The sequence below is a fragment of the Devosia sp. YIM 151766 genome (genome assembly GCF_030285925.1).
Taxonomy (GTDB): domain Bacteria; phylum Pseudomonadota; class Alphaproteobacteria; order Rhizobiales; family Devosiaceae; genus Devosia.
In genome coordinates, this window is record NZ_CP127251.1 from 387,767 (window position 1) to 411,451 (window position 23,685).

The window sequence follows — 23,685 nt, forward strand, 5'->3', positions numbered from 1 at the left end:
TCATCCAGAGGTGCAGCGGGCCTTGCCGTCGCGTCACTCATGCCCAGCCCTTGCCTCTACCTGTCCGAGCCTTGGTTCTTGGTTTCGAGCAGCAGGGCATTGCCCTCGGCGGCGAGCGTCGTCAGCCGGCGCTTGCCATCTTCCACCGCGTCGCGGATTTCCGCCGAATTCTTGGTGGAAGCGACCCGCATCTCATTGATGATGCCGCGGCTCTTCTCCTGGAAATTGACCACCGAATCGACCAGCTTCTTGACCGCGTCGGCGCGCACCGTCGGGCCATAGCCGGCCCGCACCGCCTCTTCCTGCACCTTGTCGCCGATTTCCGAGAGCGTTTCGAGGCTCTTGGACATGCCTTCCTTCATCGCGTTCAGCGTCGCCGTCGATTCGTGCAGGCCGAACATGCCGGTAAACGAGGCCGAAAGCGCGGTCAGCACCGTCTCATTGGTCGAGAAGAACGAGATCGACTGCTGATAGACCCGCTCCTTGGCATTGGTGGTCTGCATCAGCCGCGCCATCACCACTTCCGAGGTATTGTAGGAAATGGTCAGATTATCCGAGAGGTCCTTGGCGATCTGGTAGCGCTTTTCCTCGTTCTGCATTTCGCGCAATTGCTCGTCGCGGGCCATTTCCAATCGCGCGCGGTCCGCCGGCACGTCGCCGGCATAGGCGGCCAGCTCGTCAGCCGATTTCTGCAGGATGTCCTTCTTTTCCTCCAGGCGCTTTTCGGCGACCTGCAGCAATTCTAGCGCCATTACCTCGGCCTGTTTCAGCGCGCCGCGAAAATCGCGATAGGCTTCGAGGATGGTATGTTCGCGGTCGATCTGGTCCTTGGTGTCGCGCGTCACTTCGAGATAGGTGTCGCGGACCTTGTTGAAGCGGGTGGCGATGTCGCCGCGGCTCACCTTCATCCACACATTGGAGACGCGCTCCATCAGGTCGATCTTGTTGTCTTCCAACTGATCGACCAGCATCTTGGCGTCGTCGCGAATGGAATCGAAGCCCTTGGTGATGTCTTCGTAGCGCTCGCCGATCTTCATGGCGGCGACCTGTTCGCGCACCACTTCATTGAAGGCGCTGGCCTGCGACAAGGTGCGGCCGATCAGGATGACACGGGTTTCGTCCAGTTCGGTGATCTGGCTCAAGAGGCCGGTAATCGGCTGCTCGCCCTGCTGTTCCGGCCAGATCCCGAGATCGCGAATGGCGTTGACCGCCTTGTCGAGATACTGCAACGGCTTTTCCGCCAGGGTGGTTACGGCGGATGCTGCTTGGGCTGCGGTATTGGTCACTTGATCGGTCATCCCTGTTTCCCTCTAGAATGGGCCGGTTCGGCACAGCGCCTTATGCCCTAGATTGCGTCTGCGATGCGGCATGACAATTGCAAGCGGGGGCGTGGCCAACTATTTAGGTCATATTGGTGCGAAAAAGCCGCAGGTAAAGGTCAGGACCCCGCAATGCTCAACAGCCGTCCAGCCCGCTCTGCCGGGCCAAATCCCTGTGCGCGGGCCGGCTGAATGGAGTTTGGTGGACGCTATCGCATAGAAGCGCCCCGCATGGCGGTATGGGCGGCGCTCAACGATCCTGACATGCTCAAGGCGGCCATTCCCGGTTGCAGCCATATCGCCTGGTCGGGACCCGGCACGCTCGATCTCGAGATCAGCGTCAATCTTGGCGTCGTCAAACCCACCTTCAAGGGCGAACTGGCGCTCTCCGATGTCCAGGCGGCCCAAAGCTATACCCTGGCCGGGCGCGGCAAGGGCGGGCTCCTGGGCCTGGCGGAAGGCGCGGCCGACATCACTCTTGCCGACGATGGCGCGGCCACCCTGCTGGCCTTTACCGCGCATGGCGGCGCCTCCGGGCAGATCATGAAGCTGGGCAAGGCGCTGATCGGCAATTCGGCGCAAAAGATCATCGACGGCTTTTTCGAACGCTTCGCCACGGCCATGGGCGCCGAGATCGCCGCTTTCGGCCCGGTCTGACGCCGCAGCGGCCCGGTTCATTGCCGGCTTTCGGCGTCCCGGCGGGCCGCAATGCGCCCAAACTTTGACCATTCGGAAAAGTTTTGTCTATTCCCCCTTGCAGGCGACGTCATTGCACGGTTTTATCCCCGGTCAGCGCACATGATTGTGCCTCGGGGCCGGTTCCCGATGCTGGGCGCGAGACAGGGAGATTAAATCAATGAAAATTTCGACCCTTACCAAGGCCATTGCCGGCGGCGTTGCGCTGAGCGCACTCCTCACTGGCGCCGCTCTAGCCGATCCGGCGCTGATCTACGATCTCGGCGGCAAATTCGACAAATCCTTCAACGAAGCCGCCTATAACGGCGCCGAAAAGTGGAAGGCCGATACCGGCGGCAATTATCTCGATCTCGAATTGCAGAACGACGCCCAGCGCGAACAGGCCCTGCGCCGCTTCGCCAGCCAGGGCGCCAACCCCATCGTGGTCATGAGCTTCATGTGGGAATCGGTGCTGGGGCCGCTGGCCGCCGAATTCCCTGACACCAATTTCGTGGTGATCGATGCGACCGTGGATGCGCCCAACGTGCAGTCCATCCGCTTTGACGAGCATACCGGCTCGTTCCTGGTGGGCGCGCTGGCGGCCTTGAAGTCCGATTCGGGCACCTATGGCTTCGTCGGCGGCATGGATGTGCCGCTGATCCACCGCTTCTATTGCGGCTATGCCCAGGGCGTGCGCGCGGTCAATGCCGATGCCAAGCTGATCGAGACCTATACCGGCACCACCCCGGCTGCCTGGAACGATCCGGTGACGGCGGGCGAACTGGCCAAGGCCGCCATCGATCAGGGTGCGGAAGTCGTCTTCGCCGCCGCTGGCGGTTCCGGCCTGGGCGTTCTCCAGACCATGGCCGATGCCGGCAAATATTCGATCGGCGTCGATTCCAACCAGAACTATCTGCATCCCGGCTCGGTGCTGACCTCGATGGAAAAGCGCGTCGACAACGCCGTCATCGCCGCCTTCAACAATGCCGGTGACGACGCCACCTTCCAGCCCGGTCCGGTCGATCTGGGCCTCGATGGCGATTTCGTCGGCTATTCGGTCGACGAATTCAACCAGGACGAGCTCAGCGAGGACATGATCGCCCAGGTCGAAGATTTCAAAGCCAAGATTCTGTCGGGCGAGATTTCCGTCCACGACTATGAATCCGACATGAACTGCCCGCTGTAAGCGGCCGGACATGAACGGCGATAAGGCAGATATCGCGCAGCGGCCGGAGACGGCCGCTGCTTTTGCACCGGCGCAGGGCTGGGCCATCGAGCTTGAAAAGATCAACAAGCGCTTCGGTTCGGTCCACGCCAACAAGGACATCGACCTCAAGGTCGCGCGCGGCACCATCCACGGCATCGTGGGCGAGAACGGCGCCGGCAAATCCACCCTGATGTCCATTCTCTACGGCTTTTACACCGCCGATAGCGGCACGATCCGCGTCAATGGCGCCGAACAGGCCATTACCGACAGCGGCCATGCGCTGGCGCTGGGCATCGGCATGGTGCATCAGCATTTCATGCTGGTCGACAATTTCACCGTGCTGGAAAATGTCATTCTGGGCGTCGAGGATTCGGCGCTGTTGCGGCGCAGTCTCGACCGGGCCCGCCTCGAACTCGATCGGCTGGAGCGCGAATACGACCTGGAGGTCGATCCCGACGCCCTCATCGAGGACATCTCCGTGGGCCAGCAGCAGCGCGTCGAAATCCTCAAGGCGCTCTATCGCGGCGCCGATACCCTCATTCTCGACGAGCCGACCGGGGTGCTGACGCCCAAGGAGGCCGATGATCTGTTCCGCGTGCTCGAAACCCTGCGCGATCAGGGCAAGACCGTCATCCTCATCACCCACAAGCTGCGCGAGATCATGGCCATTACCGATGCCGTCTCGGTGATGCGCCAGGGCGAGATGGTCGCCACCCTCAAGACCGCCGAGACCAATCCCCAGGAACTGGCCGAGCTGATGGTGGGCCGCCGGGTGCTGCTGCGGGTTGAAAAAGGTCCGGCCAATCCGGGCCAGACCATGCTTGAAGTACAAAATCTCGTCGTTGCTGACGATATGGGCGTGGTGCGCGTCAAGGATGTGAGCTTTGCCGTGCGCGCCGGCGAGATTGTCGGCATTGCCGGAGTGTCGGGCAATGGCCAGTCTGAGCTGCTTGAAGCGGTGACCGGCATGCGCGACCAGAAAGCGGGCGCCGTCCTGCTCAATGGTAAGCCCCTCTCGCTGCAAGGCGATGACGGGGCGGCCCGCGCTCGTGCCGCCGGGCTGGCACATGTTCCCGAGGATCGCCAGCGCATGGGACTGGTCACCGGCTTCACCGAATGGGAAAACGCCATTCTGGGCTATTCGGGCGCGCCCGAATATGGCGGCGGCCTGATGCTCGACATCGCCGCCGCCAAGCGCAAGGCCGCCGAGCAGATGGCCAAATTCGACGTACGCCCCGCCGACATCACGCTCAAGACCTCGCTGTTTTCCGGCGGCAACCAGCAAAAGATCGTCCTGGCCCGCGAGATGAACCGCAATCCCGAAGTGCTCGTTGTCGGCCAGCCCACGCGCGGCGTCGATATCGGCGCCATCGAATTCATTCACAACCAGATCATCAGCATGCGCGATGCCGGCAAGGCCATTCTCCTCGTCTCGGTCGAACTCGACGAAATCCGCTCCCTGTCGGACCGTATTCTGGTGATGTTCGACGGCGCCCTGGTCGGCGAGGCCGATCCCGCCACCGCCACCGAAGGCGAACTTGGTCTGATGATGGCCGGCATTGCCGCGACGGAGGCCCGGACATGAGCGCGCTCAGACCCCTGCCACGCTGGGCCGATATCGCGCTCCTGCCCCTGCTCAACCTGGCGCTGGCCTTCCTCGTTTCCGGCCTGGTGGTGCTGGGCATTGGCCACAACCCGTTCATGGCTATTGGGGCGATAATCACCGGCGCTTTCGGCAGCGGCTACAATATCGGCTACACGCTTTATTACGCCACCAATTTCGTCTTTGCCGGCCTGGCCGTGGCCGTGGCCGCCCATGGCGGGCTGTTCAATATCGGGGGCAATGGCCAAGCCTATGTGGCCGGGCTCGGCGTCATCGTGGTGGCGCTGGCGCTCCAGGATACCCATTGGCTGCTCGTCGCCCCGGCGGCCGTGCTGGCGGCGGCCTTGTTCGGCGGCTTCTGGGGTTTCATTCCCGGCTGGCTCCAGGCCAAGCGCGGCAGCCATGTGGTCATCACCACCATCATGTTCAACTTCATCGCCTCGGCGCTGATGATCTACATGCTCAACCGGGTGCTCAAGCCCGCCGGCGTTTCCGGACCGGAATCGGCCATGATCGCCGAAACCGGACGCATGCCCAAACTGGGGCAGTTCTTCGCGCCGTTCAATTACACCCCGGTCAATCTCACCATCATCCTGGCGATCCTGGCGCTGGTCGGGGTCTATGTCCTGGTCTGGCATACCCGCTTCGGCTACGCGCTGCGCGTCATGGGCCAGAATCCCACCGCGGCCCGCTATGCCGGCATTTCCAACTCCCGGATGATCATGCTGGCCATGACCCTGTCCGGGGCGCTGGCCGGCATGGTGGCGGTCAACGAAGTGCTGGGCGTGCAGAACCGGCTGGTGCTCGATTTCATGGGCGATGTCGGCTTTGTCGGCATTGCCGTGGCGCTGATGGGGCGCAACCATCCGGTGGGCATTGCCTTCGCGGCGCTGTTATTCGGGGCGCTCTATCAGGGCGGCAATGAGCTGCAATATGTCATTTCGGGGCTCGATCGCACCGTGGTAGTCATCATTCAGGCGCTGGTCATCCTGTTCACCGGCGCCATGGAAGGGCTGTTCCGCCCGGGCTTGCAACGCACGCTGATGCTGTTCTCGCCCGAGCAGAAAGCCGAGGCCGTGGCTCGCGCCACGGTCGGGCCGGAGGGCTGAGCATGGATTTTAACACCATTCTCTCCGTGCTCGACGCCACGCTGCGCCTGTCCACCCCGCTTCTGTTGGCCTGTCTTGCCGGACTTTATTCCGAGCGGTCCGGCGTCTTCGATATCGGGCTCGAAGGCAAGATGCTGGCTGCCGCCTTCGCCGCCGGCGTCGTGGCCGCCCTCACCGGCTCGGCCTGGCTGGGCCTCCTGGCGGCGCTGGCCGTTTCGGTCATGACCACCATGCTCCAAGGGGCCGCCGCCATCACTCTCAAGGGCAATCAGCTCATTGCCGGCGTCGCCATCAACATGCTGGCGGCGGGGCTCACCACTTTCCTCGGCCAGCAATGGTTCCGCCAGGGCGGGCGCACGCCCCAACTATCGGGCGATGGCCGGTTCGGCCCCATCGACCTGCCCTTTGCCCAGCAATTATCGGGCGTACCCATTATCGGCCCCATCTATTCCGAGCTGATTTCGGGTCATTACATCCTGGTCTATATCGCTTTCCTCGCCGTGCCGGTCACCGCCTATGTGCTTTATCGCACCCGCTTCGGGCTGCGCCTGCGCGCGGTGGGCGAAAATCCCAAAGCAGTCGATACCGCCGGCATTTCCGTGGTGAAGATGCGTTATCAGGCCATTTTCATCACCGGCCTGCTCTGTGGACTGGCCGGCGCCTATTTCTCCATCGCCCAGGGCTCGGGCTTCGGCAACAACATGACCGCCGGCAAGGGCTTCATCGCCCTGGCGGCGCTGATCTTCGCCAAGTGGAAACCGCTGCCCGCCATGTTCACTTGCCTGTTGTTCGGTTTTCTCGATGCGCTGCAAATTCGCTTGCAGGGGGCGCGGCTATTCGATGTCGAAATTCCGGTACAGGCCATTCAGGCACTGCCCTATGTGCTGACCGTCGTGCTGCTCGCCGGCTTTATCGGCAAGGCCGTCGGCCCCAAGGCGGGCGGCGTGCCCTATACCAAGGAGCGGTAGGGCGCTAATTATTCTGCGACCTCGTGGTGAGCTTGTCGAACCAGGAGGCCGGTATATCGATCTAGCCACGCTCGTGGTGCGCCTTCGACAAGCTCAGCAGGCTCACCATGAGGTCTACCGATAGGATTATGATGGCGCAGACACCGACCGACCAGGCCCTGTATCAAGCCGCCGAAGCCGTCCGCCAACGCGCTTACGCGCCCTATTCGAAGTTTCAGGTCGGCGCCGCCATCCTCGCCGATGATGGCAAGATCTATGCCGGCTGCAATGTCGAGAATGCCGCCTATCCGGTGGGCAATTGCGCCGAGCCCAGCGCCATCGCCGCCATGCTGGCCGGCGGCGGCAGGCGCATCAGGCGCATCTATGTCACCGGGCCCGGCTCTTTGCCGGTGACCCCATGCGGCGGCTGCCGCCAGCGCATCCGCGAATTCGCCGATCTCGATGTGGAAGTGATCTCCCATGGCGTCGACGGCGAGCCGCTGGTGCAGACCCTCGGCCAATTGCTGCCACACAGCTTCGGCCCGGAATATCTGCCGTCGTAATTCGGGCGTCATGGCCCGGCAGAAAGGGACGGGAAATAACCATCGTCCCGGAGGAGGATCGATGAGTCTCAAGATCGTCGACAACAAGGCCCAGCAAGCCACGCATAAACGCAATCCGGGTTTTCCGCTCGATCTCGATTGGGTCGGGCGGGTGCGCATGAACCGCTCCGCGCTCGAACGCCGCGCCGGCTCCATTGGCGCCCGCCGCACGGTGAAGAAGGATTACCAGCTCGCCTGGCTGCTCAAGGCGATCACTCTGATCGATTTGACGACGCTCAATTCCGACGATACGCCCGGCCGCGTCGAGCGCCTTTGCGCCAAGGCCCGCAACCCGCTGCGCGCCGACATCAAGCAGAAACTCGGCGTCGAGAACCTGCGCATCCTGCCCGGCGCCGTCTGCGTCTATCACACCTTCGTCAAGACCGCCGTTGCGGCGCTGGAGGGCACGGGCATTCCCGTCGCCGCCGTCTCCACCGCCTTTCCCCACGGCCTGGCCCCGGTTGAAACCAAGATTGCCGAGATCGAAGCCTCGGTGAAGGACGGGGCCGAGGAAATCGACATCGTCATCGAACGCGGCATGGTGCTGCGCGGCGATTGGCAGGCGCTCTACGATCAGGTCAAAGCGTTCCGCAAGGCCTGCGGCGATGCCCATATCAAGACCATTCTCGGCACCGGCGAACTCGCCACCCAAACCAATATCGCCAAGGCTTCGCTGGTCTGCATGCTGGCCGGCGCCGATTTCATCAAGACCTCGACCGGCAAGGAAAAGGTCAATGCCAATCTCGTCACCTCGCTGACCATGCTCCGCATGATCCGCTGGTTCGCCGAGGAGACCGGCATCGAAATCGGCTATAAGCCCGCCGGCGGCATCGCCACCGCCGGGGATGCGCTCAAATACATGGCCCTGGTGAAAGAGGAGTTGGACAATGCGTGGCTGCAACCGCATTTGTTCCGCTTCGGCGCTAGCAGTCTGTTAACCGATATCGAGCGCCAGTTAGAACATGGCCTCACCGGCCATTACGCCGCCGACTACCGCCAGCCGATGGTGTGAGGACCTCCATGAACAAGATCGCGCAAATCTTCGGCAGCCTTGAATACGGCCCCGCACCGGAAGCCGCGGATCAGGCAAATGCTTGGCTCGACAGCAAGAATCGTGTTTTCGGCCATTTCATCGATGGGGCCTGGACGGCGCCCGGCAAGCTCTTTGTCAGTACCAATCCGGCCAATGGACAGAAATTGGCCGATATCACCGATGGCAGCGCCGCCGATGTCGATGCCGCCGTCGCCGCCGCCCGCGCCGCCTTCCCGGCCTGGAGCGCGCTAAGTGGTTATGAACGCGGCAGATTTCTCTACGCCATCGCTCGCCTGATCCAGAAACACGCACGGCTTTTCGCCGTGCTGGAAACCATGGACAATGGCAAGCCCATCCGCGAAAGCCGTGACGCCGACATCCCGCTGGTCGCCCGGCATTTCTACCACCATGCCGGCTGGGCCAGTCATATTTCCCGGGCCTTTCCGGACCATGTCCCCTATGGCGTCTGCGGCCAGATCATCCCCTGGAACTTCCCGCTGCTGATGCTGTCATGGAAGATCGCGCCAGCCTTGGCTGCCGGCAATACCGTAATCCTCAAGCCGGCTGAATTCACCTCGCTGACCGCCCTGCTCTTCGCCGAGATCTGCGAGCGCGCCGGCCTGCCCAAGGGCGTCGTAAATATCGTTACGGGAGAAGGGGATACCGGCGCTGCCATCGTCAATCACCCCGGCATCGACAAGCTCGCCTTCACCGGCTCCACCGAAGTCGGCAAGCTCATCCGCGCCGCCACCGCCGGTTCCGGAAAGGGTCTCTCGCTCGAATTGGGCGGCAAGTCGCCCTATATCGTCTTCGAGGACGCCGATCTCGACAGCGCCGTCGAAGGGCTGGTGGAGGCCATCTGGTTCAATCAGGGCCAGGTCTGCTGTGCCGGTTCGCGGCTTCTGGTGCAGGAGAGCATCGAGGAGCGCTTCATCGCCAAGGTGAAGAAGCGCATGGCCGCGCTTCGTGTCGGCGATCCCCTTGAAAAATCAATCGATATCGGCGCGCTGGTTGCGCCGGTTCAGGTGGAGCGCATCCGCGATCTGATGAAGAAGGGGGTTGCCGAAGGTGCCGTGATCTACGAGCCCGAAGGCACTGTCCCCACGGATGGGTGCTTTCTCAAGCCGGCGCTGGTCACCAATGTTTCGCCGGCTAACACTCTGGTATCGGAAGAGATTTTCGGCCCGATCCTCGTTGCCATGAGCTTCCGCACCCCGGAGGAAGCGGTGGCGCTGGCCAACAATACCCGCTACGGCCTCGCCGCCACTTTGTGGAGCGAAAACATCAATCTGGCGCTGGACATCGCCCCCAAGCTCAAGGCCGGCGTGGTCTGGATCAACGGCACCAACCAGTTCGACGCCGCCGTCGGTTTCGGCGGCTACAAGGAGAGCGGGTTTGGCCGCGAAGGTGGCCGCGAAGGCATGGCTGCCTATCTTAAACCCGCATGGGAAAAGACTTTAAAGCCCGCTCCGGCTCCCGCGGCAATCGCCGCCCGGCCGGCCAATCCGCTCGATAATGCGCATCTCGACCAGACCGCCAAAATGTATATCGGCGGCAAGCAGGTGCGGCCCGATAGCGGCTATAATCGCCCGGTGCTTGGCCCCAAGGGCGAGCTCGTCGGCGAGGCCGGCGAAGGCAATCGCAAGGACATCCGCAATGCCGTGGAAGCGGCGCGCGCGGCCGCCAATTGGGCGGCGGCTTCTGCCCATTCGCGGGCGCAAGTGCTTTATTTCCTTGCAGAAAATCTCGATTACCGTCGCGATGAATTCGCCGCGCGCATCCAGGCGCAGACCGGCGAGGACGGGGTGGCGGAGGTCGCGCAATCGGTCGAGCGCCTGTTCGCCTTTGCCGGCTGGGCCGACAAATATGATGGCGCCGTACACAATCCGCCGATGCGGGCCATCGCGGCGGCGATGATCGAGCCGCTGGGCGTGCTGGGCATTGTCGCGCCAATTAGCAAACCCCTGCTTGGCGCTATCACATTGCTAGCGCCAGCCCTCGCCATGGGCAATAAAGTGGTGCTCATACCCTCTGCCAGCGCGCCATTGTCGATGACCGATTTCTACCAGGTGCTCGAAACCTCCGACGTCCCTGCGGGCGCCGTCAATATCGTCACCGGCGACAGCGTGACGCTGGCCAGGACGCTGGCCGAGCATGACGGCGTCGACGGGCTCTGGTTCATGGGGTCCGCCGAAGGCTCGGCAATGGTGGAAAAGGCCTCGGTGGGCAATCTCAAACAGACCTGGACCAGCCGCGGTCTCGCCTATGACCTGGCCGATCCGCTTTTTGCCGGGGATTATTTCCTGGCCAGGGCGACGCAGGTGAAAAATGTCTGGATACCCTACGGAGCCTGACCATGGCTGAGAAGATCGAAATCGAGAATGTCGGCCAGCCGGGCAAGACCTATCGGGTGGATGCCGAGAAGTTCGCAGCCATGCGGGCAGCCGTGCTGGCCGCGCTTCCCGGCGCCGCGCCAGGTCTATCGGTGAGCGATCTCATCGCGGCGGTGAAGCCCAATCTGCCACAGGAGCTGTTTCCGGGGGGGGACAAGGCGGGCTGGTGGATCAAGGCCGTGCAACTCGATCTGGAGGCCAAGCAGGTGATCGCCCGTGCCGACAAGCCGCCGGTCCGGCTCTTCCGCCTATAGGCCGGCCATGGTCTTTCTCCCCCAGGAAATCATCCTGAAAAAACGCAATGGCGAGGCCCTGGCGGGTGCCGACATTGCTCAATTCATCGCCGGATTTGCCGAGGGCTCGGTGTCCGAGGCCCAGGCCGCCGCCTTTGCCATGGCGATCTATTTCCGTGACATGAGCATGGATGAGCGCGTAGCCCTCACCCTGGCCATGCGCGATAGCGGCGCGGTGCTCGACTGGTCCGAGCTCGACGGCCCGGTGGCCGACAAGCATTCGACCGGCGGGGTAGGGGACAATGTCTCGCTCATGCTGGCCCCGATCCTTGCCGCCATCGGCATCTATGTGCCGATGATTTCCGGCCGCGGCCTCGGCCATACCGGCGGCACGCTGGACAAGTTCGACGCCATTCCCGGCTATACGACCAGCCCCGACAACGCCTTGTTCCGCCAGGTGGTGACGCAGGCCGGCTGCGCCATTATCGGCCAGACCGCTGATCTCGCCCCCGCCGACAAGACGCTCTATGCCATCCGCGACGTCACCGCGACAGTCGATTCCATTGCCCTGATCACCGCCTCGATCCTGAGCAAGAAACTCGCCGCCGGGCTCGGCGCCCTGATCCTCGATGTGAAGACCGGTTCCGGCGCCTTCATGCCGACGCTGGAGCGATCCCGGGACCTGGCGCAAAGCCTGGTGAGCGTGGCCAATGGCGCCGGCCTCAGAACCGGCGCCCTCATCACCGATATGAACGAGCCCCTGGCCAGCGCCGCCGGCAACGGCCTTGAAGTGCGCAACGCGGTCGACTTCCTGACCGGCGCGCATCAGGATTCGCGTCTGCGCGAGGTCACCCTGGCGCTTTGCGCCGAAGTGGCGCTGATGGCCGGCAAGGCATCCTCGCCCGACAATGCCCGCGCCATGGTCGAGGCGGTACTCGACAATGGCAGTGCGGCCGAACGCTTCGGCCGGATGGTCGCCGGCCTCGGCGGGCCGGCCGATTTCGTCGAGCGCCTGGACCGCCACCTCGCTCCAGCGCCCATCGTGCGCGACGTCTTCCTGGCGGGGCAGGGGACGATCGCGGCCATCGACACGCGCGGCCTGGGCATGGCTGTGGTCGCCCTGGGGGGCGGCCGCGCCAATCCTGCCGACAGCATCGACCACCGCGTCGGCTTCGACCGGCTGGCCGGCCTGGGGATGGTGCTGGATGGAAAAACCCCGATTGCCCGCCTGCACGCCGCCGATGCCGCCAGCGCCGCCGATGCCGAAGCGCGGATCAAGGCGGCCTATCGGCTTGGGGATCAGGCTGGCCCCCACCCGCTGATTGCCGGCCGGATCGCGCCGCCATGATCCCGCTTGCTCTCAACCTGACCGCCGACAGGACTATCCAGATCAGGAAGGACCTCGTTTCATGCCCCGCGCCATAGTCTGCCTGCTCGATAGCGTCGGTATCGGCGGTGCGCCCGATGCCGCCGCCTATGGAGACGAAGGCGCCAATACGCTCGGCCACATTGCCGAATGGGCCGCGACGGGCAGGGCCGACCGGCAAGGCCTGCGCGCCGGTCTCCTCCATGTGCCCAATATGGACGCGATGGGCCTCGGCGCGGCGCTCAAGCTGTCCAGCGGCATGACGCCTCCCGGTTTGTCGGCCAGCCCGAAGGGCGGCCGCTTCGGCGTCGGCCGCGAAATCTCGAGGGGCAAGGACACGCCGTCCGGCCATTGGGAGATTGCGGGCGTGCCGGTGCCGTTCGAATGGGGTTATTTCCCGCACTCGGTCCCGGCCTTTCCTGCCGAGCTGATCGAGGAATTCATCCGCCGCGCGCGCTTGCCGGGCATTCTCGGCGATAAGCACGCTTCGGGCACCGATATCATCGCCGAATTGGGCGAGGAGCATATCCGGACCGGCAAGCCGATCTGCTATACTTCCATCGACAGCGTCTTCCAGATCGCGGCGCACGAAACCCATTTCGGGCTTGATCGGCTCTACGAGATTTGCCGCATCGCCTTCGAATTGACCGAAAAGCTCAAGATCGGCCGGGTCATCGCCCGCCCCTTTATCGGCGAAACTGCCGCCAGCTTCAAACGTACCGGTAATCGGCGCGATTATGCCATGACACCGCCCGAACCCACCCTGCTCGACCGCAATGCGGCAGCGGGCAATCAGGTCTTTGCCATCGGCAAGATTTCCGACATTTACGCCGGCTCCGGGGTCACGCATAAAATCAAGGGAACCGGCATTCCGCAGCTCTTCGACAAGACGCTCGACGCCATGGAAATGGCGGCGGACCGCGCCTTCATCATGACTAATTTCGTCGATTTCGACAGCGAATACGGCCATCGCCGCGACGTGCCGGGCTATGCCGCCGCGCTGGAATTATTCGATTCCCGCCTGCGCGAGATCATTGCCAGGATGCGCCACGACGACCTGCTGGTGCTGACGGCCGATCACGGCAACGATCCGACCTGGCCGGGCACCGATCATACGCGCGAACAGGTGCCCATCCTGGTCTTTTCCCCAGCCCTCGCGCCGGGAGAGATTGGCATTCGCTCCACCTTCGCGGATATTGGCGAGACTATTGCCGCCTGGCTGGGGCTCGCACCCGGCCGCCACGGCAAATCCTTCCTGTAAGCAGCAAAATTGAGGTGGTCGAGATGAGCAAGGTCGTGGGCAATGTAACACTCATCGATCACCCATTGATCCAGCACAAGCTGACGATCATGCGCAACAAGGAAACCTCGATCGCCGGGTTCCGGCGGCTGCTGCGCGAGATCGCCCATCTGATGTGCTACGAGGTGACGCGCGATCTCGAACTGGAAATGATCGATATCGAAACGCCCATGGCGCCGATGAAATCGCCGGCGATCAAGGGCAAGAAGCTGGTTTTCGCCTCCATCCTGCGCGCCGGCAATGGCCTGCTCGACGGCATGCTCGATCTGGTGCCCGCCGCCCGCGTCGCCCATATCGGCATGTATCGCGACCACGAGACGCTGGAGCCGGTCGAATATTACTTCAAGGCGCCTTCGAGCCTCGAAGACCGCCTGATCATCGTCGTCGATCCCATGCTGGCCACCGCCAATTCGGCGACAGTGGCCATAGAAAAGCTCAAGGAGCGCGGCGCCAACAATATCCGCTTCCTCTGCCTGCTGGCGGCGCCCGAAGGCGTCAAGCACTTCACCGAAGCCCATCCTGACGTTCCGGTCTATACCGCCGCCATCGACAGCCATCTCAACGAGAAGGGCTATATCGTGCCCGGCCTCGGCGATGCCGGCGACCGCATGTATGGGACGAAGTAGCGGCGAAAAGACGGATCTTTCCTGGATCGTCATCCTCGCGCTTGCCGCGAGGGCTCTTGCGGCAGGCCCTATAAACAAAGGACCCTCGCGTCGAGCGCGAGGGTGACGAGTGTTTGGTGTGGGCCAATCTTATGGCCGCGCCTTACTTCGCCTTGAGCGGCAGGCCCAGCGCGATCAGATCCTGGCGCAGATGCACCGGGTCCTTGAAGTGGATGCCATGCATGCCGAACTTTCGCGCCGTCACGATATTGGGCTCGCTGTCGTCAATGAAAACGCAGCTTTCCGGCGCCAGGCCGTAGCGCTCGCAGAAAATGCGGTAAATCCTGGGATCGGGCTTCACCATGCCTTCGAGGCCGGAGACGATCACCCCGTCGAATTTTTCGAGGAACGGCCATTCGCCCAGCCTTGTCATCCATTTCTCCCAGGAGAAATTGGTGATGGCGAAGGTGGGGATGTCCTGTTCGACCAATTCGTTATGGATGTCGATCGTGCCCTGGATATGGGGGCCGAAAGTCTCGGTCCAGCGCTGGTCGAAGGCCTGAATCTCGCGCCAATATTTGGGAAAGCGCGTCACCAGCTTGGCGACGCCCTCGGCATAGATTTCGCCTGCGTCGAATTCGAGGTTCCAGTCGCCGGTGCAGATATTCTCGTGGAACCAGACGGCCTCTTCCTCGGTCTCGAACAGTTTGCGGAAAAGATAGAGGGGGTTCCAGTCGACGAAGACGCCGCCCAGATCGAAGACAGGAATGATGGTGTCGTGCATGCTCGATTACCGGATGGAAGGAAAGGATGCCCGGCTTGTGGCATGGCCCGCCAATACGGGCAAGGGCGGCCCTAATTGAGCTCGATCCTGCCGCCGAACCGGGGCAGGAAGAAGCTGGAGCGGTAGAGCCCGACCGGTTGGTTGAAGATCAGGCCGAAAAGCGGCGTATAGGAATAGGACGCCTCCGCCGCGATCACCATCCGCCCCTTGGAGATGGCGATCATCTCGTCGGGCAGCGGAAATCTCGAGCCATCGCTATACGGAGTGGCGGCCGAATAGGTCCCGTGCTGGAACTGGCGCGACCAGGCCACCGTGGCGATGCCGTCATCGCTCACCGAAACCGCTATCACCACCTGCCGCACCGGGTCGAAGGAATAGGGGGTCATGATGCCGCTGGCGGCGCGGAAATAATCCTGCATCTGGTTGGCGGTCAGCCTCTGATCGGTGCGGGCCACCAGATCGCCCACCGCGCCGGCCACGGATTGCACCTTACGGTCCATGGAAATCAGCGTGCTGGCCTCGATGGAGCCGATATAAACCAGCAGCATGATGGGCAGGATCAGGGCGAATTCGACCGCGGCGACGCCGCGTTCGGCGCGCCTCAGCCGGGCCAGCAGGGCCATGGTGCAGCGCCAGCCCTTCCTCATGTGAAGGGCTCGTTCTGGAACACCGTCGCGGTGCCGAGCAGGCGGCTGCCATTGGGCAGATTGGCCATGCCCAGCGGTCCGAATTGCAGCGCCACCGGATAGCGATAATAGACCTGGACCAAAACGATGCTCTTGCCGTCGCCCGGGGACCAGGCTTCCAGAATGGTCCAGTCGCAATCGCCGCTACAGGTCGTTTCCACCGGCACCGAGATGGTGGCGGACTGGAAATTGATCACTTCGACCACCCGCATATGCAGGCCCGAGCAATCGGGAAACAGGCCGAAAAGCCGGTCGCATACCTGGCTGCGGAAGTCCTCCAGCGAATCCCCGCTCTGCTGGACCTGGCCGGTGCGGATGGCGCGCGAGGCGTCGTGGACGGCGCTTTCCAGTACCTGGCTGGCCAGAAAAATCACCGAGGTCTGGAGTATTCCGGCCAGGATCAGGAAGAATGGAAAAGCGAGCAAGGCGAATTCCACCGCCGTGGCGCCTTGTTCATCGCGCAGGATTCCGCGCCGTTGGCGGCGGAACAATCCGGCAAATCTGGCGAAGTTCTTGCTCATGGCCCACGCATGGTTGCGTACGGGGCTAAAGCTAAGGGCTTTGCACTAATCCAAGGTTAGTGAATTGCTTTGGATTGGCGGCGTTGTGCGACATGGTGAACGGGGTATTAAATCCCCGTCAATTCGCGGCCGATTGCACCATTTGCGAGGAAGCCAGGGTCTGGCTGGCAAAGCTGTTGTCATCGCCCATCATGACCACGGGCTGGCAGGTCGGGGCGCAGGCCAGGGTGGTGCGCGCCTGGCCCTGATAGACGGTCATCACCCCTGCCTGCATCTGCACCACTTCCACCAGCGTGTCGGCAATGGGTTCGCCCCGGCTGTCCAGGACGATCAGATTGGTCTGGCCATAGCTCTTGCCGGTCAGCACCAGGGTCATCGGGTCCTGAATGGTCACATCGGCAATGCCGGGATTGCCGACGATCACCGTGGCGGCGGGGGACGAGATGCGCAGCACCCGCGCCATGTTCACATTGACATTGATCGGCGCGCCGTCCTGCGCCAGGGCGGGCAGCGGCGCCAACAGGCTGGCGGCAAGCAGCAGGGCGGCGGCAAGACGGGACATGGCGGGCTTCCAAGGTACTGATACACTGCCCTACAATCCCGCTTAATGGTAAATACTTGGCAAACGCCGCCAGCGCCGCGCCACGTTTCTCGCCCATAAGAGAGGCTTTCTCTATTGCAGTTACGGGAAGTATAAAAGGCGAACTATTTCTTTAACTCCCTGATTACCAAGAAGAAGGCGGGCTTGAATAGTCGAGAAAGCGCCACGCCAATTAACGCTATTTCAACCCGCCGCCGGTAGCTTCTGCCCATGTTCGCTGTGTGACGTGGCCCGACGCTACGCTCACTCGAGGACGTGTAAAAAAGGAGCCTGGGAATGAACATTTTCGCACGTTTCGCGCAGGACGAGTCGGGCGCGACCGCAATCGAGTACGGCCTGATCGCCGCACTTATCTCCGTTGGTATCATCGTTGCCGTGTCGACGCTGGGTAATACGCTGTCAGGCGTCTTTACCGACATTAATAATCGGCTCACTGGGAACCCGGCAGGCACCCCTCCGTAAGTCGCTAGATGTCATTGAGGGCCTTCCAGAAGGAAGGCCCTTTCTGTTCGGGCCCCGCTGGCGAGAGGAGCCGCCATGCCTGACACAAATGTCGTGCATTCTGGTCTAGTGACTCGAATGAGCCGTTTCTTGGCAGACGAAGATGGTGCGACCGCGATAGAATACGCGCTAATCGCTTCGCTCTTGTCCGTGGCCGTTGTCAGTTCCGCCTTTCTGCTGGGCGGTGGATTGGGTTCCCTGTGGGATACTGTTCGCACCGAGGTCGTAGCCGCTCTCGCCCCCTAGCAAATCCACTCTTCTTCAAATTTGCCCTTTTTTAAGCTCACTCGTGGCAGAATTTTCTGTCCGGTGGGTTTTCGTTTGTTGGTGGGCAAGATGTTTTACAATGTGGTGCTGCTGTTCTTTCCACTGCTCATGGCTTTCGCGGCCTCGTCCGACCTGCTCACCATGCGCATCTCCAACAAATTGGTGCTGGTGCTGACCGCGGGATTCCTGGTGGTGGCGCTATTGGTGGAACTTCCACTCCAGCAATTCGCCATGCATGTTCTTTGCGCCTTCGTCGTACTGGTGGTCGCCTTCGGCATGTTCGCCATGCGCTGGATCGGCGGTGGCGATGCCAAGCTGGCGGCGGCGACGACGCTGTGGCTGGGCTTCGGCCTGACCCTGCCTTATCTCGTCTATACGGCGCTGCTGGGCGGCGCGCTGACGCTGGCGGTGCTGGCTTTACGCCGCATACCGCTGACACCCTTCATCGCCCGTTTCGAATGGCTCAACCGGCTGCATGACCCCAAGCAGGGGGTGCCCTATGGGGTCGCCATGGCCATTGCCGGCCTGCTCACCTATTCCAATACCGTGATTTTCGAGCGGCTCGTCGCCTGACCCACGCTCCGGCTCCGGTCCGAAGGCAAGGGTTTATTTGCAAAAAGCGAGTATTCATCGATTGTTAACGCTTTTCGCAAAGCGCTGATTAACTAAAATTTGACCCTTTGCTTGCATAGTTCAGCCGGTGGAATTGGGCCTTTTGCTCGATATACAACCGGAGTAGGTCATGAGACCGGCGCGTATCATCCTGTTGTTGGTGGCCCTGGTGGCCGGCGGCCTCGCGGCCTTCCTGGTCACGCGCGGTGGCGGGGCGTCGTCGCCGCAATCGCCGCAGGTCGTTACCGAAGTCGTCGAGGAAGCCAAGACCCGGATCCTGGTGGCTAAAACCGGGATCGGCATCGGTGAGCGGCTGGGACCGGCTTCGGTCGAATGGCAGGATTGGCCGCAAGGGGCGCTGCGCTCCGAATATGTCACCATCGCCGCCATGCCCGACGCGCCGGCCGATCTGACCGACGCCGTGGCGCGCTTCGAATTCTTCCCCGGCGAGCCGATCCGCGAGGCCAAGCTGGTACGCTCCGACCAGGGCTATCTTTCCGCGGTTCTGGCCCAGGGCAAGCGCGGCGTCTCGGTCGGCGTCACCGCCGCCTCCAGCGCCGGCGGCTTCGTGGTGCCCAACGATCATGTCGATGTCGTCCTGACCACGGCCAGCGCCAGCGGCCAGCGCTCCGAAGTCATTCTCTCGGACGTGCGGGTGCTCGCCATCGGCAAGCGGCTGGGCGAAATGGGCGCCAGCGGCGGCAATGAGGGCGACGGCTCCGGCCCCAATCCGGAAACCTTCGACAGCAGCACCATCGCCACGCTGGAACTGGACCCCGCGGGCGCCGAAACCCTCATCAATGCCTCGACGCGCGGTCAACTGACCCTGACCCTGCGCTCGGTCGCCGATTTCAACCGCGTCGATCCGGGCCTGGCGACCGCATCCAACCAGGCGGTTCGCATCATCCGCTATGGCCGGGAGCAAAGCGTTATCACTGGCGCTTCGCCCGGCGAGCAGCGGCACGACATTTTCGCCTCGGCCGACGAGGCCGGCTTTATCGAAGACAATCAGTTCCAGTCGGCATCCGATATGCCGCAGGTCCTGCCGCAATAGGGACGCGACGATGGAAAACGTAACAGCCCGCAAGTCCCGCCATCCGGCCCGCGCCGTGTTGCTGGCCTCCGCCGCCCTGATGGCGCTGCTGGCGCCCGCAGCGCCGGCCTTCGCCCAGGCCCAGGCGCAGGTGACCATTTCGGCCAGCGCCTATGGCGCGGTGCGCAAGATGGATGTGGAGCTCAACAAATCGATGATCATCGACCTGCCGGCGGGCGTGGCCGAAGTCATCGTCTCCCAGCCCCAGGTGGCGGCCGCCATCATGCGGACCCGCACCCGCGCCATCGTCCAGGGCGTCACCGGCGGCGACACCAATATTTTCTTCCTCGACGATAATGGCCGCACCATCCAGGTGCTGGACTTGCGGGTCATCGAGCAGCCCTCCATGGTCGGCAACGCTCTCGAATCGGCTCTGGCCCGCGTCATCCCCGGCTCGCGCATCCGCGTCGAATCGGTGACCCTGGGCGGCGACACCAACCGCGTCGTGCTCACCGGCTCCGTGCCCACCGCCGAGGACAAGGAGCGGGCCCAAGCCATCGCCGTCCAGTTCGCCGGCGATCCGCTCAACGTCGCCAATGTCATCGACGTCTCCGGCGCCCAGCAGGTCATGCTGCAGGTCACCGTCTCGGAAATCCGCCGCGATGTCGCCAAGCAACTCGGCATCAATCTGTCGGGGTCGGCGACGATCGGCAATGTCGGGCTCGGCTTCAACAGCACGACGACGATTGGCGATCAATGGGGCCCCCATGGAGCCAATGCGAGCTTCCCGATAGGCGACGTGCAGTTCAATGCCGAGCTGAAAGCGTTGGAAAATCGCAATGCCCTGCGGCTTCTGGCGCAGCCGGTTCTTACCGCCATGTCCGGTCAGTCCGCCGAATTCCTGGTCGGCGGGGAGTTCCCCATCAGCAGCAGGGATTCCAACGGCGCGACGTCGACGATCTTCAAGGAATATGGCGTCAAGCTGAACTTCACGCCGACGGTCAAATCCAATGGCGCTATCGGGCTGGCGGTGGACACCGGCGTGTCCGAACTTCTCGCAGGCAGTGCGAGCCTGAGCCGTCGCGACGTGAAAACCACGGTGGAATTGTCGCCAGGCATGACGCTTGCCATCGGCGGGCTGTTGAGCGAAGCCTCCAGCAGGGACATGAACCAAATCCCGGGCCTGGGCAATATTCCCATTCTCGGCGCCCTGTTCCGCTCCAACGAATATCGCAGCCAGCAGACCGAATTGGTGATCCTCGTCACCCCCTATCTGGTCAATCCCAGTCCCGCCAATTCCGTCGCCGTGCCCACCGACTACTCCACCATAGGCGGGGATGCGGAAGCGGTATTCCTCGGCCGGCTGGAGCATATTTACGGCGTCGGCGCCACCGGCGAATTCCGCTCCGGCTATTCCGGCTCGGTCGGTTTCGTCCTGGATTGATCGCGGATCAGGAGCAGCGTTTCAAATGAGTTTCCTCACCCCCGACCAGCCCCCCAAGGTTGAAGAGCCCGCCGCCGAGATCGCCTCCGGCGCCCGCCTCGTGCCGCGCATCACCATCCAGGCCTTTTGCGAGCATTCGCAGACCGCGCAATTGGTCGAAAGCGCCATGCATGACCGCCGCATGTCCAAAGTGGCGCTCACCACCCATAATGGCGGCATCGATGGCGCGGTGGAGACCTACAAGGCCAATCCGACACCCAATCTCATTGTCGTCGAGACCACCTTGCCGCCGGAAGAAATCCCCCAGGCGCTCGGACGCCTGGCCGAAGTGTGCGATGCCTCGACCCGCGTGATCGTCCTCGGCCATGTCAATGACGTCCTGCTCTATCGCGAGCTGATCCGCTCGGGCATTTCCGAATATATCGTGCTGCCGGCCAGCGCCCAGGACATCGTGACGTCCATCACCGAGCTTTATTCCGCCGAGGGCGCGGCCCCGATCGGGCGCACTATCGGCTTCGTCTCGGCCAAGGGCGGCTCGGGCGGCTCCACCGTCGCGCACAATGTCGCCTGGTCCATCGCCACGACGCTGCGCCAGGATTGCCTGATCGTCGATATGGACCTGCCCTTCGGCACTGCGGGGCTGAATTTCAACCAGGACCCGCCCCATGGCCTGGCCGATGCGGTGCTCGCCAGCCAGAAGGTCGACCAGACCATGCTGGACCGCCTGATGAGCAAGGCGGCGGCCCATATCAACCTGCTGACCGCGCCGGCCATGCTGGACCGCACCTGGGATTTCGAGGAGCGCGATTTCGAGCAGATCATCGAAATCTGCCAGAAATCGGTGCCGGTCGTCATCCTCGACATTCCCCATACCTGGAATGCCTGGACCCGCCAGACCCTGGCCTCGCTCGACGAAGTGGTGATCGTCGCCGAGCCGGACCTGGCCAATCTGCGCAATGCCAAGAACCTGGTCGACGCCATCAAGGTCATGCGGCCCTCCGAGAACGCCACGGGCCTGGTCATCAACAAGCAGAACCTGCCCCGGCGTCCCGAGATCGGCGCCGTCGAATTCGCCAATTCGGTGGAATGCCGCCTGCTCGGCCAGATCGGCTTCGACGCGGCCCTGTTCGGCACCGCCGCCAATAACGGCCAGATGATTGCCGAGGTCTCGGCCAACAGCAAGGTCAACGAGGTTTATCGGTCCATCGGCATGCAGGTCACCGGGCGGCAGGCCGGCCATGGCGCGGGCAAGTCCGCCAGCCTGCTCAAGCTGCCCACCCTGTTCAAGAAACGAGCCTGACGGGCCGGGTCGGGCACGCAGCGAGGACGGAATATATGTTTGGCAAGCGCACCACATTCGGAGGCAATACGCCGGGCGTCAGCGAGGCGCCCCGGCCCGTCGCCAGCCCGCCGCCTGTCGAAACCGGGCGGCAGCCGCCGTCCGCGTCGCAGCGCCGTGCCAGCGACGCCGACAATATGGCGGCGCGCATGCGCACCACCGATGAGGTGCTCGACGTTCGCGCCCCCGCCGACGCCGAGCGCGCCAAGGAATATTTCCAGACCAAGTCCGCCATTTTCAACGCCCTGATCGATTCCATCGATCTCAGCCAGCTCGCCACTATGGAGCAGCAGGCCGCGCGCGAGGAAATCCGCGACATCGTCTCGGAAATCATCGCGCTCAAATCCATCGTCATGTCGATCTCCGAGCAGGAAGACCTGCTCGAGGACATTTGCAACGACGTGCTGGGCTATGGGCCGCTCGAACCGCTGCTGGCCCGCGACGACATCGCCGATATCATGGTGAATGGCAGCCAGAAATGCTATATCGAGGTGGCCGGCAAGGTGCGCCTCACCAATGTGCGCTTCCGCGACGACGCGCATCTGATGAATGTCTGCCAGCGCATCGTTTCCCAGGTCGGCCGCCGGGTCGATGAAAGCTCGCCGATCTGCGACGCGCGCCTGCCCGATGGCTCGCGCGTCAACGTCATCGCCCCGCCGCTTGCCATCGACGGCGCCGCGCTGACCATCCGCAAGTTCAAGAAGGACAAGCTGACCCTCCAGCAGTTGGTCAAATACAATTCCATTTCCCCCGAAGGCGCCGAAGTGCTGCGCATTCTGGGCCGGGTACGGGCCAATGTGCTGATTTCGGGCGGCACCGGCTCGGGCAAGACTACCCTGCTCAATTGCCTCACCGCCTTCATCGAGAAGGACGAGCGCGTCATCACCTGCGAGGATTCGGCGGAACTGCAATTGCAGCAGCCTCATGTGGTGCGCCTCGAAACCCGCCCGCCCAACCTTGAGGGCGAGGGCGAGATCACCATGCGCGATCTCATCAAGAATTGCCTGCGCATGCGCCCGGAACGCATCATCGTCGGCGAAGTGCGCGGCCCCGAAAGTTTCGATCTGCTGCAGGCCATGAATACCGGCCATGACGGCTCGATGGGTACGCTGCACGCCAATAGCCCGCGCGAGGCGCTGTCGCGCCTGGAATCGATGATCACCATGGGCGGCTATGCCCTGCCCAGCCGCACCATCCGCGAAATGATCGTCTCCTCCATCGACGTCATCGTGCAGGCCGCCCGCCTGCGCGACGGCTCGCGCCGCATCACCCACATCACCGAAGTGCTGGGAATGGAAGGCGACGTAATCGTCACCCAGGACGTGTTCGTCTATGACATTCTGGGCGAGGATAGCGGCGGCATGCTCATTGGCAAGCACCGTTCCACCGGCATCACCAAGCCGCAATTCACCGAACGGGCCCGCTATTTCAACGAAGAGGCCAATCTGGTCGAGGCGCTGGAAATGGCCAATACCGAACAGCATGAAATCCTGGGGATGTAGTGG

24 protein-coding genes are annotated in these 23,685 nt (G+C 62.9%); 19 read left to right on the forward strand and 5 right to left on the reverse strand.

The annotated features are described in order from the left end of the window. Nucleotides 1-56: 56 nt before the first annotated feature. Nucleotides 57-1,298: a cell surface protein gene (locus tag O9Z70_RS01845; RefSeq protein ID WP_286020801.1), complete on the reverse strand. Its 1,242-nt coding sequence runs from the start codon at nt 1,296-1,298 to the stop codon at nt 57-59. A 252-nt stretch (nt 1,299-1,550) separates the two neighbouring features. On the opposite strand from O9Z70_RS01845, the gene O9Z70_RS01850 reads away from it, so the two are divergent. From O9Z70_RS01850 to upp, 12 genes are all read left to right on the forward strand, one after another. Beyond that, nucleotides 1,551-1,976 carry an SRPBCC family protein gene (locus O9Z70_RS01850; protein ID WP_502870152.1) on the forward strand — a complete coding sequence of 142 codons (426 nt, stop codon included), beginning with the start codon at nt 1,551-1,553 and terminating at the stop codon, nt 1,974-1,976. Between the two features lie 199 nt (nt 1,977-2,175). Then, nucleotides 2,176-3,180 carry a BMP family lipoprotein gene (locus O9Z70_RS01855; RefSeq protein ID WP_286020803.1) on the forward strand — a complete coding sequence of 335 codons (1,005 nt, stop codon included), beginning with the start codon at nt 2,176-2,178 and terminating at the stop codon, nt 3,178-3,180. A gap of 10 nt (nt 3,181-3,190) precedes the next feature. Then, a complete protein-coding gene (locus O9Z70_RS01860) occupies nt 3,191-4,786 on the forward strand; it encodes an ABC transporter ATP-binding protein (RefSeq protein ID WP_286020804.1) in 1,596 nt (531 codons plus the stop codon). Then, entirely contained in the window at nt 4,783-5,913 is a 1,131-nt protein-coding gene (locus tag O9Z70_RS01865) for an ABC transporter permease (protein ID WP_286020805.1), read from the forward strand. Before O9Z70_RS01860 ends, O9Z70_RS01865 begins: the two co-directional genes overlap by 4 nt. Nucleotides 5,914-5,915: 2 nt before the next feature. Beyond that, nucleotides 5,916-6,881: an ABC transporter permease gene (locus O9Z70_RS01870; RefSeq protein WP_286020806.1), complete on the forward strand. Its 966-nt coding sequence runs from the start codon at nt 5,916-5,918 to the stop codon at nt 6,879-6,881. Nucleotides 6,882-7,012: 131 nt separating this feature from the next. After that, nucleotides 7,013-7,423 carry a cytidine deaminase gene (locus O9Z70_RS01875; RefSeq protein WP_502870213.1) on the forward strand — a complete coding sequence of 137 codons (411 nt, stop codon included), beginning with the start codon at nt 7,013-7,015 and terminating at the stop codon, nt 7,421-7,423. A 61-nt stretch (nt 7,424-7,484) separates the two neighbouring features. Beyond that, nucleotides 7,485-8,474 carry a deoxyribose-phosphate aldolase gene (gene deoC, locus O9Z70_RS01880; RefSeq protein ID WP_286020808.1) on the forward strand — a complete coding sequence of 330 codons (990 nt, stop codon included), beginning with the start codon at nt 7,485-7,487 and terminating at the stop codon, nt 8,472-8,474. An 8-nt stretch (nt 8,475-8,482) separates the two neighbouring features. Further along, nucleotides 8,483-10,849, forward strand: a complete 2,367-nt coding sequence (locus O9Z70_RS01885) for an aldehyde dehydrogenase family protein (RefSeq protein WP_286020809.1) — start codon at nt 8,483-8,485, stop codon at nt 10,847-10,849. 2 nt (nt 10,850-10,851) lie between these two features. Continuing rightward, nucleotides 10,852-11,142, forward strand: coding sequence for a DUF6958 family protein (locus O9Z70_RS01890; protein WP_286020810.1), 291 nt, complete (start codon nt 10,852-10,854; stop codon nt 11,140-11,142). Between the two features lie 7 nt (nt 11,143-11,149). After that, nucleotides 11,150-12,469 (forward strand): thymidine phosphorylase, encoded by a 1,320-nt coding sequence (gene deoA / locus O9Z70_RS01895; RefSeq protein ID WP_286020811.1) that lies wholly within the window; start codon nt 11,150-11,152, stop codon nt 12,467-12,469. Between the two features lie 61 nt (nt 12,470-12,530). Next, nucleotides 12,531-13,748, forward strand: a complete 1,218-nt coding sequence (locus tag O9Z70_RS01900; protein ID WP_286020812.1) for a phosphopentomutase — start codon at nt 12,531-12,533, stop codon at nt 13,746-13,748. A gap of 35 nt (nt 13,749-13,783) precedes the next feature. Further along, nucleotides 13,784-14,413, forward strand: coding sequence for a uracil phosphoribosyltransferase (gene upp, locus O9Z70_RS01905; RefSeq protein WP_286022061.1), 630 nt, complete (start codon nt 13,784-13,786; stop codon nt 14,411-14,413). A gap of 142 nt (nt 14,414-14,555) precedes the next feature. Here upp and O9Z70_RS01910 read toward each other — a convergent pair whose 3' ends face one another. From O9Z70_RS01910 to O9Z70_RS01925, 4 genes are all read right to left on the reverse strand, one after another. Further along, on the reverse strand, nt 14,556-15,176 hold the full coding sequence (locus O9Z70_RS01910; RefSeq protein WP_286020813.1) for an HAD family hydrolase: 621 nt from the start codon (nt 15,174-15,176) through the stop codon (nt 14,556-14,558). Between the two features lie 71 nt (nt 15,177-15,247). Continuing rightward, nucleotides 15,248-15,823: a TadE/TadG family type IV pilus assembly protein gene (locus O9Z70_RS01915; protein WP_286020814.1), complete on the reverse strand. Its 576-nt coding sequence runs from the start codon at nt 15,821-15,823 to the stop codon at nt 15,248-15,250. Beyond that, nucleotides 15,820-16,383: a TadE/TadG family type IV pilus assembly protein gene (locus O9Z70_RS01920; protein ID WP_286020815.1), complete on the reverse strand. Its 564-nt coding sequence runs from the start codon at nt 16,381-16,383 to the stop codon at nt 15,820-15,822. The genes O9Z70_RS01915 and O9Z70_RS01920 overlap by 4 nt, the downstream gene beginning before the upstream one ends. A 118-nt stretch (nt 16,384-16,501) precedes the next feature. After that, the gene (locus O9Z70_RS01925) at nt 16,502-16,945 is read right to left on the reverse strand and encodes a pilus assembly protein N-terminal domain-containing protein (protein WP_286020816.1); all 444 of its coding nucleotides are present in this window, start codon (nt 16,943-16,945) and stop codon (nt 16,502-16,504) included. A gap of 315 nt (nt 16,946-17,260) precedes the next feature. Between O9Z70_RS01925 and O9Z70_RS01930 the strand changes: the two genes are divergently transcribed. From O9Z70_RS01930 to O9Z70_RS01960, 7 genes are all read left to right on the forward strand, one after another. Next, nucleotides 17,261-17,446 carry a Flp family type IVb pilin gene (locus O9Z70_RS01930; RefSeq protein WP_286020817.1) on the forward strand — a complete coding sequence of 62 codons (186 nt, stop codon included), beginning with the start codon at nt 17,261-17,263 and terminating at the stop codon, nt 17,444-17,446. A 117-nt stretch (nt 17,447-17,563) separates the two neighbouring features. Continuing rightward, nucleotides 17,564-17,731 (forward strand): Flp family type IVb pilin, encoded by a 168-nt coding sequence (locus O9Z70_RS01935; RefSeq protein ID WP_286022062.1) that lies wholly within the window; start codon nt 17,564-17,566, stop codon nt 17,729-17,731. A gap of 63 nt (nt 17,732-17,794) precedes the next feature. Then, nucleotides 17,795-18,325 carry an A24 family peptidase gene (locus tag O9Z70_RS01940; RefSeq protein ID WP_353057807.1) on the forward strand — a complete coding sequence of 177 codons (531 nt, stop codon included), beginning with the start codon at nt 17,795-17,797 and terminating at the stop codon, nt 18,323-18,325. 169 nt (nt 18,326-18,494) lie between these two features. After that, nucleotides 18,495-19,418: a Flp pilus assembly protein CpaB gene (gene cpaB, locus O9Z70_RS01945; protein ID WP_286020818.1), complete on the forward strand. Its 924-nt coding sequence runs from the start codon at nt 18,495-18,497 to the stop codon at nt 19,416-19,418. A gap of 10 nt (nt 19,419-19,428) precedes the next feature. Further along, nucleotides 19,429-20,841: a type II and III secretion system protein family protein gene (locus O9Z70_RS01950; RefSeq protein ID WP_286020819.1), complete on the forward strand. Its 1,413-nt coding sequence runs from the start codon at nt 19,429-19,431 to the stop codon at nt 20,839-20,841. Between the two features lie 25 nt (nt 20,842-20,866). Continuing rightward, the gene (locus O9Z70_RS01955) at nt 20,867-22,141 is read left to right on the forward strand and encodes a CpaE/TadZ family protein (RefSeq protein WP_286020820.1); all 1,275 of its coding nucleotides are present in this window, start codon (nt 20,867-20,869) and stop codon (nt 22,139-22,141) included. 35 nt (nt 22,142-22,176) lie between these two features. Further along, a complete protein-coding gene (locus O9Z70_RS01960) occupies nt 22,177-23,682 on the forward strand; it encodes a TadA family conjugal transfer-associated ATPase (protein ID WP_502870153.1) in 1,506 nt (501 codons plus the stop codon). Nucleotides 23,683-23,685 lie beyond the last annotated feature (3 nt).